Source organism: Agromyces mangrovi, from assembly GCF_030296695.1.
In the GTDB taxonomy this organism is placed as follows: domain Bacteria; phylum Actinomycetota; class Actinomycetes; order Actinomycetales; family Microbacteriaceae; genus Agromyces; species Agromyces mangrovi.
On record NZ_AP027737.1, the window covers coordinates 265,470 to 282,225 of the forward strand.

16 protein-coding genes, 1 tRNA gene and 1 other RNA gene are annotated in these 16,756 nt (G+C 72.1%); 9 read left to right on the plus strand and 9 right to left on the minus strand.

Features of this window, described 5'->3' with window-relative positions; all coding sequences use genetic code 11:
* The first annotated feature begins 69 nt into the window (after positions 1-69).
* A complete protein-coding gene (locus tag QUE38_RS01245) occupies positions 70-888 on the plus strand; it encodes a sugar phosphate isomerase/epimerase family protein (protein WP_286309759.1) in 819 nt (272 codons plus the stop codon).
* A gap of 10 nt (positions 889-898) precedes the next feature.
* Here the strand turns inward: QUE38_RS01245 and QUE38_RS01250 are convergent, their stop codons facing one another.
* On the minus strand, positions 899-6,019 hold the full coding sequence (locus QUE38_RS01250; protein ID WP_286309760.1) for a YhgE/Pip family protein: 5,121 nt from the start codon (positions 6,017-6,019) through the stop codon (positions 899-901).
* Positions 6,020-6,029: 10 nt separating this feature from the next.
* Positions 6,030-6,620, minus strand: coding sequence for a TetR/AcrR family transcriptional regulator (locus QUE38_RS01255; protein ID WP_286309761.1), 591 nt, complete (start codon positions 6,618-6,620; stop codon positions 6,030-6,032).
* Positions 6,621-6,718: 98 nt separating this feature from the next.
* Here QUE38_RS01255 and QUE38_RS01260 point away from each other — a divergent pair, with 98 nt between their 5' ends.
* The 5 genes from QUE38_RS01260 (at position 6,719) to QUE38_RS01280 (ending at position 9,498) form a co-directional block, all read left to right on the plus strand.
* Complete coding sequence (locus QUE38_RS01260; protein ID WP_286309762.1) at positions 6,719-6,907, plus strand: hypothetical protein; 189 nt, start codon at positions 6,719-6,721, stop codon at positions 6,905-6,907.
* A 98-nt stretch (positions 6,908-7,005) separates the two neighbouring features.
* The gene (locus tag QUE38_RS01265; protein ID WP_286309763.1) at positions 7,006-7,425 is read left to right on the plus strand and encodes a hypothetical protein; all 420 of its coding nucleotides are present in this window, start codon (positions 7,006-7,008) and stop codon (positions 7,423-7,425) included.
* A 125-nt stretch (positions 7,426-7,550) separates the two neighbouring features.
* Positions 7,551-8,228 (plus strand): biotin transporter BioY, encoded by a 678-nt coding sequence (locus tag QUE38_RS01270; RefSeq protein ID WP_286309764.1) that lies wholly within the window; start codon positions 7,551-7,553, stop codon positions 8,226-8,228.
* Between the two features lie 2 nt (positions 8,229-8,230).
* A complete protein-coding gene (locus tag QUE38_RS01275) occupies positions 8,231-8,911 on the plus strand; it encodes an energy-coupling factor ABC transporter ATP-binding protein (protein ID WP_286309765.1) in 681 nt (226 codons plus the stop codon).
* Positions 8,908-9,498, plus strand: coding sequence for an energy-coupling factor transporter transmembrane component T family protein (locus QUE38_RS01280; RefSeq protein ID WP_286309766.1), 591 nt, complete (start codon positions 8,908-8,910; stop codon positions 9,496-9,498). The genes QUE38_RS01275 and QUE38_RS01280 overlap by 4 nt, the downstream gene beginning before the upstream one ends.
* A gap of 31 nt (positions 9,499-9,529) precedes the next feature.
* On the opposite strand, the gene QUE38_RS01285 is transcribed toward QUE38_RS01280, so the two are convergent.
* The 5 genes from QUE38_RS01285 to QUE38_RS01305 all read right to left on the minus strand — a co-directional run bounded on the left by QUE38_RS01285 (position 9,530) and on the right by QUE38_RS01305 (position 12,885).
* Positions 9,530-10,066, minus strand: coding sequence for a hypothetical protein (locus tag QUE38_RS01285; RefSeq protein ID WP_286309768.1), 537 nt, complete (start codon positions 10,064-10,066; stop codon positions 9,530-9,532).
* A 263-nt stretch (positions 10,067-10,329) separates the two neighbouring features.
* Positions 10,330-12,141, minus strand: coding sequence for a DEAD/DEAH box helicase (locus QUE38_RS01290; protein ID WP_286309769.1), 1,812 nt, complete (start codon positions 12,139-12,141; stop codon positions 10,330-10,332).
* Between the two features lie 58 nt (positions 12,142-12,199).
* Complete coding sequence (locus QUE38_RS01295) at positions 12,200-12,403, minus strand: antitoxin HicB (protein WP_286309770.1); 204 nt, start codon at positions 12,401-12,403, stop codon at positions 12,200-12,202.
* Positions 12,404-12,413: 10 nt separating this feature from the next.
* Positions 12,414-12,665 (minus strand): toxin HicA, encoded by a 252-nt coding sequence (locus tag QUE38_RS01300; protein WP_286309771.1) that lies wholly within the window; start codon positions 12,663-12,665, stop codon positions 12,414-12,416.
* A gap of 147 nt (positions 12,666-12,812) precedes the next feature.
* Positions 12,813-12,885 (minus strand) — tRNA-Lys (locus QUE38_RS01305).
* A 139-nt stretch (positions 12,886-13,024) separates the two neighbouring features.
* On the opposite strand from QUE38_RS01305, the gene QUE38_RS01310 reads away from it, so the two are divergent.
* Both QUE38_RS01310 and QUE38_RS01315 read left to right on the plus strand, forming a co-directional pair.
* Complete coding sequence (locus tag QUE38_RS01310) at positions 13,025-13,867, plus strand: inositol monophosphatase family protein (protein WP_286309772.1); 843 nt, start codon at positions 13,025-13,027, stop codon at positions 13,865-13,867.
* A 46-nt stretch (positions 13,868-13,913) separates the two neighbouring features.
* Entirely contained in the window at positions 13,914-14,837 is a 924-nt protein-coding gene (locus QUE38_RS01315) for an LLM class F420-dependent oxidoreductase (protein WP_286309773.1), read from the plus strand.
* A 51-nt stretch (positions 14,838-14,888) separates the two neighbouring features.
* Here the strand turns inward: QUE38_RS01315 and QUE38_RS01320 are convergent, their stop codons facing one another.
* Positions 14,889-15,566, minus strand: coding sequence for a Type 1 glutamine amidotransferase-like domain-containing protein (locus tag QUE38_RS01320; protein ID WP_286309774.1), 678 nt, complete (start codon positions 15,564-15,566; stop codon positions 14,889-14,891).
* Between the two features lie 131 nt (positions 15,567-15,697).
* Here QUE38_RS01320 and QUE38_RS01325 point away from each other — a divergent pair, with 131 nt between their 5' ends.
* Positions 15,698-16,240 carry a hypothetical protein gene (locus QUE38_RS01325; RefSeq protein ID WP_286309775.1) on the plus strand — a complete coding sequence of 181 codons (543 nt, stop codon included), beginning with the start codon at positions 15,698-15,700 and terminating at the stop codon, positions 16,238-16,240.
* Positions 16,241-16,291: 51 nt separating this feature from the next.
* On the opposite strand, the gene ssrA is transcribed toward QUE38_RS01325, so the two are convergent.
* Positions 16,292-16,660, minus strand: a transfer-messenger RNA (tmRNA) gene (gene ssrA / locus QUE38_RS01330).
* Positions 16,661-16,756 lie beyond the last annotated feature (96 nt).

The following is a 16,756-nucleotide window of genomic DNA, read 5'->3' on the forward strand; positions in this document are numbered from 1 at the left end:
GCAGGGCTTCGCCGCACGTGCGCACGGTCGTCACACGCCGTTCACACGGACGTGCATACACTGCGGCTGATGATCCCGATCGGCATGAGCACGACGTGCGTGTACCCCCTCCCGCCCGCGGACGCGTTCCGGGAGGCCGCCGAGGTCGGATTCGACGGCGTCGAGGTCATGGTCACGCAGGAGGAGACGACACAGGACGCCTCCGCGCTCCTCTCGCTCGCCGACGCGCACGGGCTGCCCGTGCTGTCGATCCACGCGCCCGTGCTGCTGCTCACGCACTTCGTGTGGGGCCGAGACCCGCGCGTGAAGCTCGAGCGCACGGCCGCGCTCGCGCGCGACACCGGGGCGGACACCGTGGTGGTGCATCCGCCGTTCCGCTGGCAGGCCGGCTACGCCGAGCAGTTCCTGCCGATCGTGCGCGAGACCGCCGAGGAGTACGGCGTGCACATCGCGGTCGAGAACATGTTCCCGTGGCGGGTGGCCAAGCGGAACCTCAAGGCCTACGCGCCCGGTCCCGACCCGCGCGAGATGGACTGCGACGACATCACGCTCGACTTCTCGCACGCCGCCCTCGCCGGCATCGACTCGCGCGAGTTCGCCCGCGAGGTCGGCGGGCGCCTTCGCCACATCCACCTGTGCGACGGCTCCGGCAGCAGCGACGACGGGCGCATCTTCGACGAGCACCTGCTGCCGGGCCGCGGCACGCAGCCGGTCGCCGAGACGCTGCGCGACCTCGCCGATGCGGGGTGGCACGGCCAGATCGCCGCCGAGGTCAACACCCGCAAGGCGCGCAGCGAAGACGAGCGGATGCAGCTGCTGCGCGAGACCCTCGACTTCGCGCGCGAGCACACGGCAGTGGCATCGGAGCCCGTCGCCGAGCCCGCCTGACGCGGGACCGTCAGCGGTCGGCGAGCCGCGCCGAGGCGAACCCGAACGAGCGGGCCCCGCGCCGCCGCGCCACGAGCGCGAGCGAGCCGACAACCGCGAACAGGCCGAACGCGGCGAGGATCAGCGCCGGCATCGCGACCGCCGACCCGCCGACGCCCGACACGATCGCCTGCATGCCCGCGACCGCCCAGGTGAGCGGCAGGAACGGACTGATCGCCTGGAACGGCGCGCTCAGGATCTCGACCGGGAACAACCCGCCCGACGCGAGCAGCTGCACCGCGAGCAGCACGAGCGAGACCACCATGCCGAGCCGGCCGAGCCAGGTCGAGAGGAACGCGTGCAGCGCCGTGAAGACGAGCGCGACGAGCCCCGCGAACGCGAGCGTCTGCGGCAGCATCGCCCAGCCGACGCCGAGCGAGGCGTGCAACAGCACGGTCGCGACGACGGCCTGGGCGAGGCCGACGAGGCAGGCGCGCGCGAGTCCGCGGAAGACGATGCGGCTGGTCGGCGCGGTGCTGCGCAGCTCGGCCGCCGTCACGGGCCGGAAGATCAGGAACATCGCGAGCGCGCCGACCCAGAGGCCGACGGGCACGAAGAACATGCCGACGGCCTCGCCGACCGATGCGATCGGGTTCGCGCGCTCGGCGGTCGTGACGACCGGCTGTGCGACCACGGCGGCGGCCTGCTCGGCGTCGATGCCGGCGACGGCGGCCGCCTCATCCGCACCCTCGGTGAGTCCGTCGGCGAGCGCGCCTGCGCCGGTGGAGAGCTCCGAGGCACCGGATGCCGCGCCGCTCGTGCCGTCCGCGAGCTGGCGTGCGCCGTCGGCGAGCTGCGATGCGCCGCCCGCGAGCTGACCGGCGCCGTCGGCGAGTGCGAACGCGCCCCCGGCGAGCTGGTTCGCGCCGCCTGCGGCGTCGGTCGATGCGGTCGACAGCTGGCCGAGTCCGGCCGCGAGGCCGTCGACGCCCGCGGCGAGCTCGTCCGCTCCGCCGGTGATCTCGGCCGAGCCGGCCGAGACCTGCGCGGCGCCGTCGGCGAGGTCGGCGGCGCCCGCCTGGGTCGCGCCGACCGCCGCTGCGGTGCTCGGGATGAGGCCGGGCTGCGTGGGCGTCCCTGTCTCCCCCGCCGCGACGAGGGCGTCGAGGCCCTGCGCGGTCGCGGTGGGAGCGCCCATGAGCTGCGCCGCGCCGGGCACGCCGGCGGCGTCGGCCGCGGCGAGCACGGCCTCGAGCTGGGGCGCGAGCATGCCGAACCCGTCGGCCGCGTCGCTCACGCCGCCCACGTAGGAGGTCACGCCCGCGGTCAGCGCGTCAAGTCCCTGCGCGGGGTCGGAGATGCCGGCCGAGAACGCGGCCGCGCCATCGGCCACCCCGTCGACGCCCGACGCGTACAGCGCGACGCCGTCGGCGTAGGCATGTGCACCGGATGCCGCCTCCGCGGCGCCCGTCGCCGCCGAACCCACGCCCCCGGCGAGCTGGTCGAGCCCGGTCGCGAGGCCGCCGACCCCGCCCGCGATCTCGCCCGCTCCCGACGCGGTCGCCGCGGCGCCGTCGGCCGTGGCGGACACGCCGTCTGCCGTGGCATCCGCCCCGCCCGCGAGCCCGTCGAGGCCGCCGGCGAGCTCGTCCACGCCGTCGGCGAGCTGCGTCGCACCGTCGGCCGCGTCGCCCAGCGCATCGGCGGTGGTCTCCAGCCCGCCGTAGAGCCCAGCGAGGTACTGCTCGGTGATCTCGCGCCCGAACGCGCTCGACATCGCGTCGCCGACCGACTGCGCGACCGAACCGGTGAGGTAGGCGTGCGCGTCGTCGGTCACGATCGTGAGCTCGGCCTGCTCCGGCGCATCGCCCGAGATCGTCGCGACCGACGCCGAGAAGTCCTCGGGGATCGTGAGCACCGCGTACGCGGCGCCGTCGGCGAGCGCCTCGGCCGCCTCTTCGTCGTTCGAGATGGTCCAGTCGAACCCGACCATGTCGGGCCCGGTCAGCTCGGTCACGAGCAGGCGCCCGGCGAGCAGCACCTGCTCCTCGCCGTCGGCGTCGGTCGTGGTGACGAACTCGTCGTTGTTCACCACGATGGCGGGAATCGCCTCGAGCTGGTCGTCGCCCCCGGAGATCGCGGCGGTGACGAGCCCCGCCACGGCGAGCGGCACGGCGACGACGGTCGCGAGGGCGATGGCGAGGCGAGTGCGGCGCTGGCCGGGCGTGCGACCCAGGGCGGCTTCGAGTCGGGTGGTCATCGGAGGCTTGCCTTCCGGTCGTGCGCGAACGCGTCGGGCGTGTCGTTCGCCTGGGAGGTGAGGTCGAGGTCGCGACGCTCGCGTCGCGGAGGCACCGTGTCGGCGGTGTCCGCCGGGCCGGTGAGCACGAGGGTGACGTCGGCCGGCAGCATCCGGTCGAGCAGCTCGGCCCAGTCGCCGTGGCGTGCCGCGGGCACCGCGTCGTCTAGCTCGACGACGAGCACCGCGGGGCGCTCGGCGAGCGCGGCGACGACGAGCGCTGCGGCGCGGCCGACCGGGTCCAGGGTCGCCAGCGGGGCATCCGGGTGCACCTCGACGCCGGCACCGCGCAGTCGGTCGAGCGCGCGGTCGGTCGCCCGGGTCGAACCGGTCAGGCGCCACCACGGTGCAGCCGCGTCGACGCGCTCGGCGACGATCTCGCGCACGGTGCGATCGCCGTCGGCGGATGCTCCGGGGAGGTCGACGAGGGCCACGCGACGCATCGCGCGCGACGCGTCCGACGGCAGCGGAGCACCGAGCACGTGCACCCGGCCGGAGACCGGTTCGAGGCGCCCGGCGAGCGTCGCGCCGACGATGCGGCGCGACGCGGCCGTACCGGTCACGTGCAGCACCCCCGGCGGGTACGCGCAGGTCGACCGGGCCGATCGGCTCGTCGTCGAGGCCGAACACGGCCTCCGACGCCCCGATCGCGTCGCCGTCGCGCGCCGCCCAGCTCGCGTCGTCGAGGTGCGTGCGCAGGCCCTCGCCCTCGATGTCGACGTCGGGCAGCAGCTTCGCGAGCCACGCCGGCAGCCACCACGCTGCGCGCCCGGCGAGCGCCATGGCTGCCGGCACGAGCGTCATGCGCACGAGGAACGCGTCGAACGCGACGCCCACTGCGAGCGCGAAGGCGATGCCCTTGATGACGCCCGAGCCCTCGGGCACGAACGCGAAGAAGACGAAGAACATGATGAGCGCGGCCGCCGTGACCACGCGCGCGGCGTGCTGGAAACCGTGCACGACCGACGCGCGCGGGCGCCCGGTGCGCACGTACTCCTCGCGCATGCCGGAGACGAGGAACACCTGGTAGTCCATCGCGAGGCCGAACAGCACGGCCATGAGGATGATCGGCAGGAAGCTGAGGATCGGGCCGGGTTCGATGTGCAGCAGGTCGGCGAACCAGCCCCACTGGAAGATCGCGACGGTCGCGCCGATCGCGGCGAACGCCGAGAGCAGGAAGCCGAGCGCGGCGGTGAGCGGCACATAGAGCGAGCGGAACACCACCATGAGCAGCAGCACCGACAACCCGACGACGATGAGCGCGAACGGGATGAGTGCGTCGGAGAGCCGGTTGGAGATGTCGATCGAGACGGCCGTGTAGCCGGTGACGGCGATGGGCGTGCCGTAGTCGGCCTCGATCTCGGGCGCGAGCTCGCGGATCGACTCGACGAGTTCCTTGGTCGCCGGGTCGTCGGGAGCGGTCTCGGGGATGACGCGGATGATCGCCGTGTCGACGGTCTCGTTGGGGATGCCGTCGGCGACGTACTCGACGCCGTCGAGCTGGCCGAGGCGCGTCCCGATCGCGTCGAGATCGTCGAAGATGTCCGTGGTCTGCGTGATGTCGACGGTGACGACGAGCGGGCCGTTGTAGCCCGGCCCGAAGCCGTCGGCCATGAGGTCGTACGCCTCGCGCACGGGCGCACCCTCGGGCTCGGAGCCGCTCGTCGGGAGGTTCAGGTCGAGGCTCAGTGCCGGCACCGCCGCGACGCCGAGCACGCCCACGACGGCGAGCGCCGCAACGACCGGCGCCTTCAGCACCGCGTCGACCCAGCGGCGGCCCATCGGCCGCGAGCCGCCCTCATCGGCGGCGACCGCCCGGCGGGCGGTGCGCCCGCCCGGCTTCGGCGCCAGGCGCCCCTTGGCGAGGCCCATGACCGCCGGCAGTAGCGTGACCGCGCAGAGCACCGCGACGAGCACCGCGAGGGCGGCCGAGAGGCCCATGACCGACAGGAAGGGGATGCCCACGACGAGCAGGCCGAGCAGCGCGATGATCACCGTGAGCCCGGCGAACACGACGGCGCCGCCTGCGGTGGCGACGGCTTCGGCCGCGGAGTCCTCGGGGTCGGCACCGCGCGCCAGTTGGGTCCGGTGGCGCGACAGGATGAACAGCGCGTAGTCGATGCCGACCGCGAGCCCGATCATGACGGCGAGCATCGGCGCGGTGCTCGAGACCGTGGTGAACGCGGCGGCGATCGAGATGCCGCCGAACGACACGCCCACGCCGATGAGCGCGCTGAGCAGCGGCATCCCTGCCGCGAGCAGCGAGCCGAACGTGACGACGAGCACGACCGCGGCGAACAGCACGCCGAACGCCTCGGTGATGGTGAGGCCGAACTCGGTCTCCTGGAACACGTCACCGCCGAACGCCACCAGCAGCCCCGCATCCTCGCCGATCTCGGCGGTGTCGGTGACGGCCTCGATCTGCGCGTCGGTCACGTCGGTGACCTGCCCGTCGAACTGCACCTGGATGTACGCGGTGCGCCCGTCGCCCGAGACCGCATTGCCGGCGTACTCGTCGAACGGGCTGGTCGCCGAGGCGACCCCGTCGAGCGCCTCGAGCTCGTCGGCCATGTCCTCGATCGCCGTGCGATACGGCTCGGATTCGACGATGCCGCCCTCGGGCGCCTGCACGATGGCGTTCGCCGACGCGCCCGCGGTCTGCGGGAACACCGCCTCGAGCGTGTCGAGCGCGTCCTGCGACTCGGTGCCGGGAATCGCGTACGACTCCTGCAGCTGGCCGCCGAGGGCGACGCCGCCGCCGACGAGCGCGCCGAGCACGACGACCCAGCCGACCAGCACGAGCCAGGCGCGCCGGTACGAGAACCGGCCGAGACGGTGGAGGAGCAGTGCCACGGGGATGTCCTTATCGCTGTGCGGTGACGGGTTCGAGCAGTTCGCCGACGATGCGGTTGAGCGCCCGGCGGACCACGTCGTCCTCGGCGAAGTCGGCCTCGTCGCGGTAGGTCATGCCGGCGACGAGGGCGTAGGCGGCCCCGCCGAGCGCGATGCCGAAGCGCAGGCGCTCCTCGGTGCTCGGCTGCTGGGCGAAGATGAGGTCGGTGAGGCGCCGGATCACGTCGTCGGTGCGCGTGCAGACGGGCACGCCGGCGAACGACGACCGGTGGTTGATGAAGGTGAACACCTCGAGTCGGTGCGCGAGCAGCATCTCGATGAACCGCTCGCGGAACCGCACCCAGTCGTCGGCGGCGAGGTCGGATGCCACGAGCTCGTCGATCACGTGCTCGAGCGCCTCCAGCGCGGGCGAGATCGCCGCCTCGAGCAGCGCCTCCTTGGAGCCGAAGTGGTACAGCACGCTCGACTTGGCGTATCCGGCGTCATCGGCGATCTGCTGCAGCGAGGCGCCCGCGAAGCCGCTGGCGGCGAAGTGCCGCAGGGCCGTGTCGCGCAGCGCGTCGCTCGGCGCCGTGCGCGCCTCGGGCGTCGTGGTGGTCACCCCAGCAGCGTAGGCTGACCGATCGGTCAGGACGGAATCGAGCGGCTGGATTCCAAGGTTGCTCTCAGGCTCGCGACACATCGCGGTAGCGTGGGCGCATGCGCAAGTACCTCTTCAGCGGTGCAGTGATCAGTTCGCTCATCAGCGGCATCGGCGTGGTCCGCGCGACGGCCAGCGGGCCGCGCGACTGGAGGCTGCTGCTGATGTGGGTCGCCTGGGGCGCGAGCCTCGCGATCGCGATCGGCACGGTCGCCGACGAGCGCGCGCTCGAGGAACTCGAGGACTGACGCCGCCCATCCACAGGGGCGGCGTGTCGAGCGGGTGATACCGCCGCGGGCATACGACACTGGGTGGAGCAGTCGTTCCACTCCCGGAAGGGGCCCGCATGTTCCGCCGCCGTCGGCGCCGCAAGGCGCAAGCCGCAGCCGCCGAGGCGCCGAAGCAGATCACCCTCACCGGTGAGCAGGTCTTCGACCTCCTGAACGCCCGCCTCGCGCAGTTCATCGGCGCCTCCGGCGACTGGACCCTCGTCCGCCGCACCGACGACGACACCGACGGCATCTTCCGCGCGATGGTCACGCACCAGATCGCCGCCGAGCTCACCCGCGAGATCCTCGCGACGCAGGCGGACGCGCACGCCACTGGCGATGCCGAGCACGCGGCGGCCACGAGCGAGATGGCCCTCAGCTGGACGCCCGAGCCACTCGTCGTCTGGGCCGACCCGACGGATGCCCCGAAGGCCGACGCCGTGGCCGACATCTCGCCCGTCGCTGCCGACGAGCTCGAGACCGCCGACGCCGCGTAGCGAACGGCCGCCCGCCCGCGGGTGAAAATTCCGGGCCCCGTTTTTGTACGGGCATCCGCGCGCAGCCCTGTCGCCGCTGCATAACGTGAGAACCGCCGATCCACTCGACCGACGGGAACCCGCCCATGTCCTCACGTTCCACCGTCCGCGATCTCGCCCAGATCGCGGTCTTCGCCGCCCTCATCGCCGGGCTCAGCCTGCCCGGCGCCATCCCGATCGGGTCGCTGGGCGTGCCGATCACGCTGCAGACGCTCGGCGTCATGCTCGCCGGCGCCATCCTCGGCCCGCGCAAGGGCACCCTCGCGGTCACGACCTACGTGGTGCTCGCGCTCATCGGCCTGCCGATCCTGCCCGGCGGCCGTGGCGGCCTCGGCGTCTTCGTCGGCCCGACCGGCGGCTACCTGCTCGGGTTCATCCTCGGCGCGTTCGTGATCGGCTGGTGCACCGCGCGCCTGCTCCCCCGTTACAGCATCCTGCCCGCGCTGCTCGTCACGGCGATCGGCGGCATCCTCGCGATCTACCTCGTCGGCGTCCCGTGGACCGCCGTCACGGTCGGCATCCCGCTCGACGCCGCCGCGCTCGGCGCGCTCGCGTTCATCCCGGGCGACCTCATCAAGGTGGTCGTGACCGTGCTCGTCGCCTCCGCGGTGCACCGCGCCTGGCCGGGCATCATCGAGCCGAAGCCGTGGCCGTGGGCGTCTGCGACGGGCGAGACGGATGCCTCCGGCGCGACCGTCGGCCCCGAGGCATCCGACCGCCCTGCCGTCGCCGACCCGTCGGTGCAGCAGGACGACCGCTCCTGAGCATGACCGAGATCGTCTTCGAGCACGTGGCGCATCGCTTCGGCGACGTGCCCGTGCTCGAGGACGTCTCGCTGCGCCTCGACGAGCGCCGCATCGGCATCGTCGGCGCCAACGGGTCGGGCAAGTCGACGCTCGCGCGCATGGTCAACGGGCTCGTGCAGCCGACCTCCGGGCGCGTGCTCGTCGACGGCCTCGACGTGGCCCGCCGGGGCCGCGAGGTGCGGCGCCTGGTCGGGTTCGTCTTCACCGACCCCGACAACCAGATCGTCATGCCGACGGTGCGCGAGGACGTCGCGTTCACCCTGCGTCGGCACAAGCTGCCGGCCGACGAGGCGGCCGCGCGCGTCGACGAGGCGCTCGAGACGTTCGGTCTCTCCGACCTCGCCGATCGGCCCGCGCACAAGCTCTCGGGCGGCCAGAAGCAGCTGCTCGCCCTCGCGGCGGTGCTCGTCGCGCGCCCCGCGGTGCTCGTCGCCGACGAGCCGACCACCCTGCTCGACGCCCGCAACGCGCGGATCGTGGGCGAGCACCTCGCCGCGCTCCCCCAGCAGCTCGTGATGGTCACCCACCACCTCGACGCCCTCGCCGACTTCGACCGCGTGCTCGTGGTCGACGCCGGCCGGATCGTCGCCGACGACGTGCCCGCCGCAGCACTGGCCGCCTATCGCGAGGTCGTCGCGTGATCGGCTTCGCGGTGCCGGGCACCTCGGTGCTGCATCGGATGCGGCCGGGAGTGAAGCTCGCGCTCCTGGCCGCGGCCGTCACCGTGCTCGCGGTGCTGCGCGACCCGGTCCCGCTCGCCGCCGCCTTCGTGCTGGCGTGCGCGCTGGTGCCGCTCGCGCACCTGCCGCTGCGACAGACCGCCCGGCAGGTGACGCCCGTGCTGTGGCTGCTCGCGGTCGCGGTACCGGTGCACGCCTGGTTCGGCACCTGGGCGGATGCCGCGGCGATGGCGCTGCGCATCCTCACGGCCGTGACCCTGGCCGCCGTTTTCACCATGACCACGCGGGTCGAGGCCCTGCTCGACACCGTGCAGGCGGCGCTGCGCCGCGTGCCGTGGATCGACTCGGAGCGCGTCGGCCTGGTGCTCGCCCTCACGATCCGCTGCGTGCCCCTGCTCGCCGCGATCGTGCGCGAGGTGCTCGACGCACGCCGTGCGCGCGGGGCCGGCGGGCCGCTGCGGGCGATCGCCGTGCCGGTGATCGTCCGCTCGCTGCGCACGGCCGACGCCTTCGGCGAGGCGCTCGTGGCCCGCGGCTACGACGACTGAGCGGATGCGCGCGGGGCGGGAGTCGCTCGAGTCAGCTGGGCTGCGTGCCGCAGTTGGGCGGCAGCGTGATGCTGCAGTCCGGATTCTGGATCGGCGGCGTGCCCGGCGCCGTGAATCCGGCCACGACCGGTGGGTTCGCAGGATCGGGCGGAGTCGGCATGTTCCCCCAGGGGACGCTGATCGTTCCGTTGATGTCGGCGATGTTCCCACTGTCGCCGTTGCTCCCCGCGTTGAGGATCACGGTGACCGACTCGCCCGGAGCGAGTTCTGCGGGGAACGAGACGACCACGCCGGTCGTCGCGTTCACCGCCGCCTGGAAGAACAGGTCGATGTCGGGGCTGTCGTCGGTCACGACGATGGCAGCACCCGGCTCGTTGTAGAGCCAGATCGTCTGGTTCGTCGTGTTCGTCACCGACACCTCGAACACGTAGCCCTTCGTGAAGGCATCCGAGCACGAGGCCCCGGGTAGCTTGCACGCGCCACCGATGATGATCGTCGGTGGTCCGACCGACGCCGCGTAGGCGGGGACGCTCGCAGCGAGCAGGATCGCGGGGGCGCTCCACGCCAATCCCGCATTCACAGGTCTTCGCGACGGTCCACGAGAGGGTCCATCGGCTGATGGTGCGCGCACGCCCGACCTTTCGTCGGCCGCGCAGTGGTTCGGGTGCGCGGATGTTCGTAGGCGGGGGCTACGGATTGAAGGGATGCTACGCCGGGGATGATGCGTTGTCGACCCCCTGGCGCACACGGGGGAACTCTGGTCTCCTCCGCTGGCTCGAGCGCATGCCGCTGCCGATCGACGTCCGGCAACGGAGCCCCGGCCTCGGGCGGCTACCCCTTGTGGCGGGGCTTGCGCAGCGGTCGGTCGTCGCGGTCGTCGCGCGACTTCCGGGATCCACGGTCGTCCCAGTCGCGGCGCGGGCCGCGGTCGTCGCGGTCGCGGCGCTTCGGGGCGCCCGTGTCGGGACGCAGCTCGATGAGCTTGCCCGAGATGCGCGTGCCGGAGAGCCGGTCGAGCACGTCGCCGGGCAGGTCGGCGGGCAGCTCGACGAGCGAGAACGCCGGGCGGATCTGGATCGCGCCGAAGTCGTCGCGCTGCAGCCCGCCCTCGTTGGCGAGCGCGCCGACGATCTGGCGGGGCTCGACGCGGTGGCGCTTGCCGACCGCGATGCGGTAGGTCTCCATGGGCTTGCCGCTGCCGCGACGCGGGCGCGCACCCCGTTCGCCGCCGTCGCGGTCGCGCGCGGGACGGTCGTCGCGCTCGCGGCGCGGGCGCTCGGGCTCGGGCTCCATGAGCAGGGGCGAGTCGCCCTGCGCGACCACGGCGAGCGCCGCGGCCACGTCGGCCTCGGGCACGTCATGGTGGCGCACGTAGTGGGCGATGATGTCGCGGAACCCGTCGATGCGCTCGTTCTGCGCGAGGGCAGCGGTGATGCGGTCGTCGAACCGCGCGAGACGGGTAACGTTCACGTCGTCGACGCTCGGCAGCTGCATCTGCTCGATCGGCTGGCGGGTCGCCTTCTCGATGCGGTTGAGCAGGCCGCGCTCGCGCGGGGTCACGAAGCTGATCGCGTCACCGGAGCGACCGGCGCGGCCGGTGCGGCCGATGCGGTGCACGTACGGCTCGCTGTCGGTCGGGATGTCGAAGTTCACCACGTGGCTGATGCGCTCGACGTCGAGGCCTCTCGCCGCGACATCCGTCGCCACCAGGATGTCGAGCTTGCCCGACTTCAGCTGGTTGACCGTGCGCTCGCGCTGCGCCTGCGGCACGTCGCCGTTGATCGCCTGCGCCGAGTAGCCGCGCGCCCGGAGCTTCTCGGCGAGCTCCTCGGTGACGTTCTTGGTGCGGACGAAGATGATCATGCCCTCGAAGTTCTCGACCTCGAGGATGCGGGTGAGCGCATCGACCTTCTGGGCGTACGAGACGACCAGGTAGCGCTGCGTGATGTTCGCGCTGGTCTGGGTCTTCGCCTTGACCGTGATCTCCTCGGGGAGGTTCAGGTACTGCTGCGAGATGCGGCGGATCGCGGCCGGCATGGTCGCCGAGAACAGTGCGACCTGCTTGTCGTCCGGCGTCTCGGCGAGGATCGTCTCGACGTCCTCCGCGAAGCCCATCTTCAGCATCTCGTCGGCCTCGTCGAGCACGAGGTACTTGAGCTCCGACAGGTCGAGCGTGCCCTTGTCGAGGTGGTCCATGATGCGGCCCGGGGTGCCGACGACGATGTGCACGCCGCGGCGCAGCGCGGACAGCTGCACGCCGTAGCCCTGGCCGCCGTAGACGGGCAGGATGTGCACGCCGCGCATGCGAGCGGCGTACTTCTCGAACGCCTCGCAGACCTGCAGGGCGAGCTCGCGCGTCGGCGCGAGCACGAGCGCCTGCGGCTGCTTCTGCGACACGTCGAGCCGCGCGAGGATCGGCAGCGCGAACGCCGCCGTCTTGCCGGTGCCGGTCTGGGCGAGGCCGACGACGTCGCGCCCGCTCAGGAGGGTCGGGATGGTCGCCGCCTGGATCGCGGAGGGGGTCTCGTAGCCGACGTCGTCGAGTGCCTTCAGCACCTCGCCGTCGAGTCCGAGGTCGGAGAAGGTGGTCGCGGCCGGCTCTTCGGGAGCCGCTGCCTCGACGTGGGCGTCGCTTGAAGTCACGCTTCAGGCTACTCCCCGCGCCTGTGACGACGCCGGACGCGCCGCGGTGACGCGGTGGCTATGCCGAGATCAGCGGAGTCGGTACGTGCTCGTTCGAGTCGACGAGGTCGCGCAGCACGTCGGCGAGCAGGGCGCGCATGCCGGCTTCGGCTTCGGCCCGCGTGTCGGCGACGTTCGAGAGGGATGGAAACTCGGACACGAGGCCGACGTACTCGCCGTAGTGGTGCTCGACCCGAACCACGTAGTCGTCTGCGGTGTACATGCGTCCCTCCTCAACTCTCATTCTGCACCCGTTCCACGGCCTCGAGCATCTGCTTCACCTGGTACGTCATCGCCCTGCCGTTCCTCCCGGGCTGGATGTTGACTCGGGGGTCGCCCTGCCACGGGGTCGAGAACACGCGATGGCTCCCGCTTCTTCGTTCCCGCCCGAACAGCTCCCGGCAGATCCAGAGCAGGTCCTCGAAGGGAACGTTGCGCGGCGCATCACGCATCTGCTGAAGGATTTTCGCCCGCTTCCGCCCCACGAGCTGCACGCTAGGCCGCCGCTGGGCTGGAGACATGAGCGGAGGAGACACCCGACGAATAGGCCTCCGCAGCACACACTGTGCAGGAGGCGAGACCGACCCCGGAACGACGGAAGCCCGGTCACTCGCGTGACCGGGCTCCTGCGGTGCACCCCCAGGGACTTGAACCCTGAACCCACTGATTAAGAGTCAGTTGCTCTGCCGATTGAGCTAGAGGTGCGTTCCGATTCGATGCTGGCGCAAGTCGAACCGAGGGTCAACGGTAGCATCACGAACCCCCTTCGCGCCAATCGAGGCCGACGGCGCGTCGCGAGCCGCTCGGGCGTGCGACCCGGCCACCCGCTCGATAGCCTGAACGGGTGACCGCACCGCACGCCGACGACCTCGCACTGGCCCTCGAACTCGCCGAGATCGCCGACCGCGTCTCGCTGCAGCGGTTCCGCGCCGTCGACCTCGACGTGCAGACCAAGCCCGACCGCTCCCCCGTCACCGAGGCCGACCTCGCGGTCGAGCGCGCCATCCGCGAGCACCTCGCGGCCGAGCGCCCCGACGACGGCGTGATCGGCGAGGAGTACGGCACCGAGGGGTCGAGCACGCGTCGCTGGATCATCGACCCGATCGACGGCACCGCCAACTTCCTGCGCGGCGTGCCGGTGTGGGCGACGCTCATCGCGCTCGCGATCGACGACGTGCCCGTGGTCGGCGTCGTCTCGTCGCCCGCGATGGGCCGCCGCTGGTGGGCGGCCACCGGGTCGGGCGCGTGGACGTTCTCGTCGGACGCCGAGCGCGGCCATGCGGTCGACGGCGACCCCGAGGCATCCGCGTCGGGAGCCCCTCGACGCATGCGCGTGTCGCAGGTGGCCGACCTGGCCGACGCGTCGCTCAGCTTCCAGAGCCTCGGGCAGTGGCGGGACGCCGGCTACCTCGAGCGGCTGCTCGACCTGCAGAGCCGCGTCTGGCGCGACCGCGCGTACGGCGACATGTGGTCGTACATGCTGCTCGCCGACGGGCTCATCGACATCACGGGCGAGTTCGACGTGAAGGTCTACGACCTCGCCGCGCTGATCCCCATCGTCGAGGAAGCAGGCGGCCGGTTCACGAGCATCGACGGCACGCCCGGTCCGTGGAGCGACTCGTCGCTCGCGACCAACGGCGTGCTGCACGACGAGGTGCTCGGCGTGCTCGGCCACGGCCCGCGCTGAGCAGACGAGGACTGGCCCCGACGGGGCATCCGATCGAGAGGAACCCATGGAATTCTGCGTCTTCACCGAGCCCCAGCAGGGCGCCAGCTACGACACGATCCTCGCCCACGCGCAGGCGGCCGAGCGGCTCGGCTTCGACGGCTGGTTCCGCTCCGACCACTACCTCGCGATGGGCCCCGGCGAGGGGCTTCCCGGCCCCACCGACGCGTGGACGACGCTCGCCGGACTCGCCCGTGAGACCCAGCGGGTGCGGCTCGGCACGCTCGTGTCGTCGGTGACCTATCGTCACCCGGGCGTGCTCGCGATCCAGGTGGCGCAGGTCGACCAGATGTCGGGCGGTCGTGTCGAACTGGGGCTCGGCACCGGATGGTTCGAGGCCGAGCACGCCGCCTACGGCATGCCGTTCCCCGAGCGCCGCTTCCAGCTGCTCGAGGAGCAGCTCCAGATCGTCACCGGGCTCTGGCGCACTCCCGTGGGCGACCGCTTCCACTTCGACGGCGAGCACCACACCCTGAGCGACTCCCCGGCCCTGCCGAAGCCGGCGCAGCACCGCGTGCCGGTCATCGTCGGCGGTGGCGGTCCGCGCCGCACGCCCCAGCTCGCCGCCCGCTACGCGACCGAGTTCAACCGCGGGTTCGTGAGCGAGGCCGAGCTCGCCGAGAACTTCGCGCGCGTGCGCGCCGCCTGCGAGGCCGAGGGCCGCGACCCCGCCGACCTGAAGTACTCGGCCGCGCTGCCGACCGTCGTCGCAACGACCGACGACGAGTACCGCCGCCGCGTGCTCGCCGCGGGCGGGAATCCTGACACGTTCGCCGAGGTGAACGTCGCCGGCACCCCGCAGCAGGCCGTCGACAAGATCGGCCGCCTGCGCGAGCTCGGCGCCGAGCGGGTCTACCTGCAGACGGTCGACATGACCGACCTCGACCACCTCGAGCTCATCGCCGCCGAGGTGCTGCCGCACGTGCGCTGAATCGGTCGGCGAGCGTCGGCCCCGGGCGCGGCACCACCCGCGGCCCGGGCCTCAACCGGTCGCCGGGAAGTACCGCCACGTGCCCTCCGAGACCACGTCCACTTCGCCGTCGACGACGCGAATCGCGGTCGCGTCGTCGATCGCGTAGGCATGGCCGCCGAGGCGCTCCGCCCACGTCTCGGCAGCCGCCATGGTGTTCTCGGTCAGCTCGGGGTGCTCGAGATGCGGGAAGATCGAGAAGTCGACGACACCGAGCGTCTCGTCGGTGCCGGTGATCGGCTCGCCGGCCAGGAACTCGGGACCGACGCGGGGCGTCAGCACCATGCTGCCGGCGCTCAGCCCCACCCAGACCTTCTCGTCGAAGGTCGGAAGCAGGTCGGCCAAGCCCGACTCCCGCATCCAGTACGCCAGGTACACGGCGTCGCCCCCACCGACCAGGAACACGTCGGTCTCGTCGACCCAACGTGTCCATCGGCCTCGGTCGATCGTGGGCAGTGCCGTGAGCTCCAGCACGCCGATCGACTTCCAGCCCAGCTCGGTCATCGGCGTGCGCGGCTCGCGCCCGCTGATGAACTCGTACGGGCGCGCCGGCTCGACCCATGGGTGCCCCCAGCTCGCCGTCGGGACGGCGAGGGCGGATGCCTCGGAGATCGGCTTTCCGAGCATCTCGACGAGTGCGTCCCGGATGGTCGGGTTGGTGACGCCTGCAGAGGCGAGGAGCAGCTTCATCGTCTCGAGCGTAGGTGCGCGCGCCGACAATGGGCAGGGGGTTGCGCGCGACCGTAGATCCGTTGTGGACAGGCGCAGCGGGGCGGTCGCGGACGGCTACGCTGCAGACCCACCCCGAGATCGGAGCAACGGTGCGCGCACACTCCCCCGTCAGGCGCGCGACGTGTGCGCTTGCGCTCGTAGCGGCCACCGCATCGATCCTCACCGGCTGCTCGATCGTCGCCGACGCCTTCCGGCCCGGCGGCGTCATCGAGCTCCCCTCGACGCCCGAGCCGATCACCGAAGCGGGCGTGCGACTGCCGAGCGAATTGCGCATCGGCGACTGCGTCGGCGACACCGGCCCCGCGGGCCTCATTGACGTGGTGCCCGTGATGCCCTGCTCCGACCCGCACGTCGCGGAGGCGTTCCACGAGTTCGAGCTCCAGGCCTCGTCGCTCCCGCCGGACGACGAACTCTGGCCGCTCGTTGCCGTGGAGTGCGACCCGGCGTTCGAAGACTTCGTGGGCGTCGAGTGGTCGCTCACGCCGCTCGACTGGTACTACTTCGCGCCCACCGAGGAGAGCTGGGACCTCGACGACGACCGGCGCGTGCTGTGCCTGGCGTACGACCCCGAGGGCCTCACCACGGGCACGTTCGAGGGTGCCGGAGCGGCGAGCGCCGACACGAGCGACTGAGGCCGGTCCGGCCGGCGGAGGGAGCACCCCGCAGCGTGCGACGACGACCGGTGGTGGAGATGGGGGAATTGAACCCCCGTCCATCGCTGAGATTCCACGCATTCTCCGGGCGCAGCCTGTGATGGCGTTCTGCTCGGCCCCGACCTTTGCCACAGGCATCCAAGTCGACAGGCCCAGCCTGAGGAAAGTCCCGCACGACGCTCAGGCGACGTCGCGCAGCGAGTTCCCTAGATGACGCCAGTACCCGGGGCGGGAACACACCCGGGCTGACGGACTATCGGGCTCGCTTAAGCAGCGAGGGCGAAGTCGGACTGCTTCTTATTGGCAGTTATTGGTGTGCAGAGGGCGTTTACGAGATAACTCTGCATCCTCGGCCCGCTTCTCGTGGGCACACAGGCAATGTCGAAACCGATCATCCCCATGAGCCGCCGAATGGCGGGTCGTCGTCGCACGCTGTGGAGTTGTCAAGCCCGCGACCCTCGGGGGTGCGCGGCCTTTCAGGATACACCTTCTCAG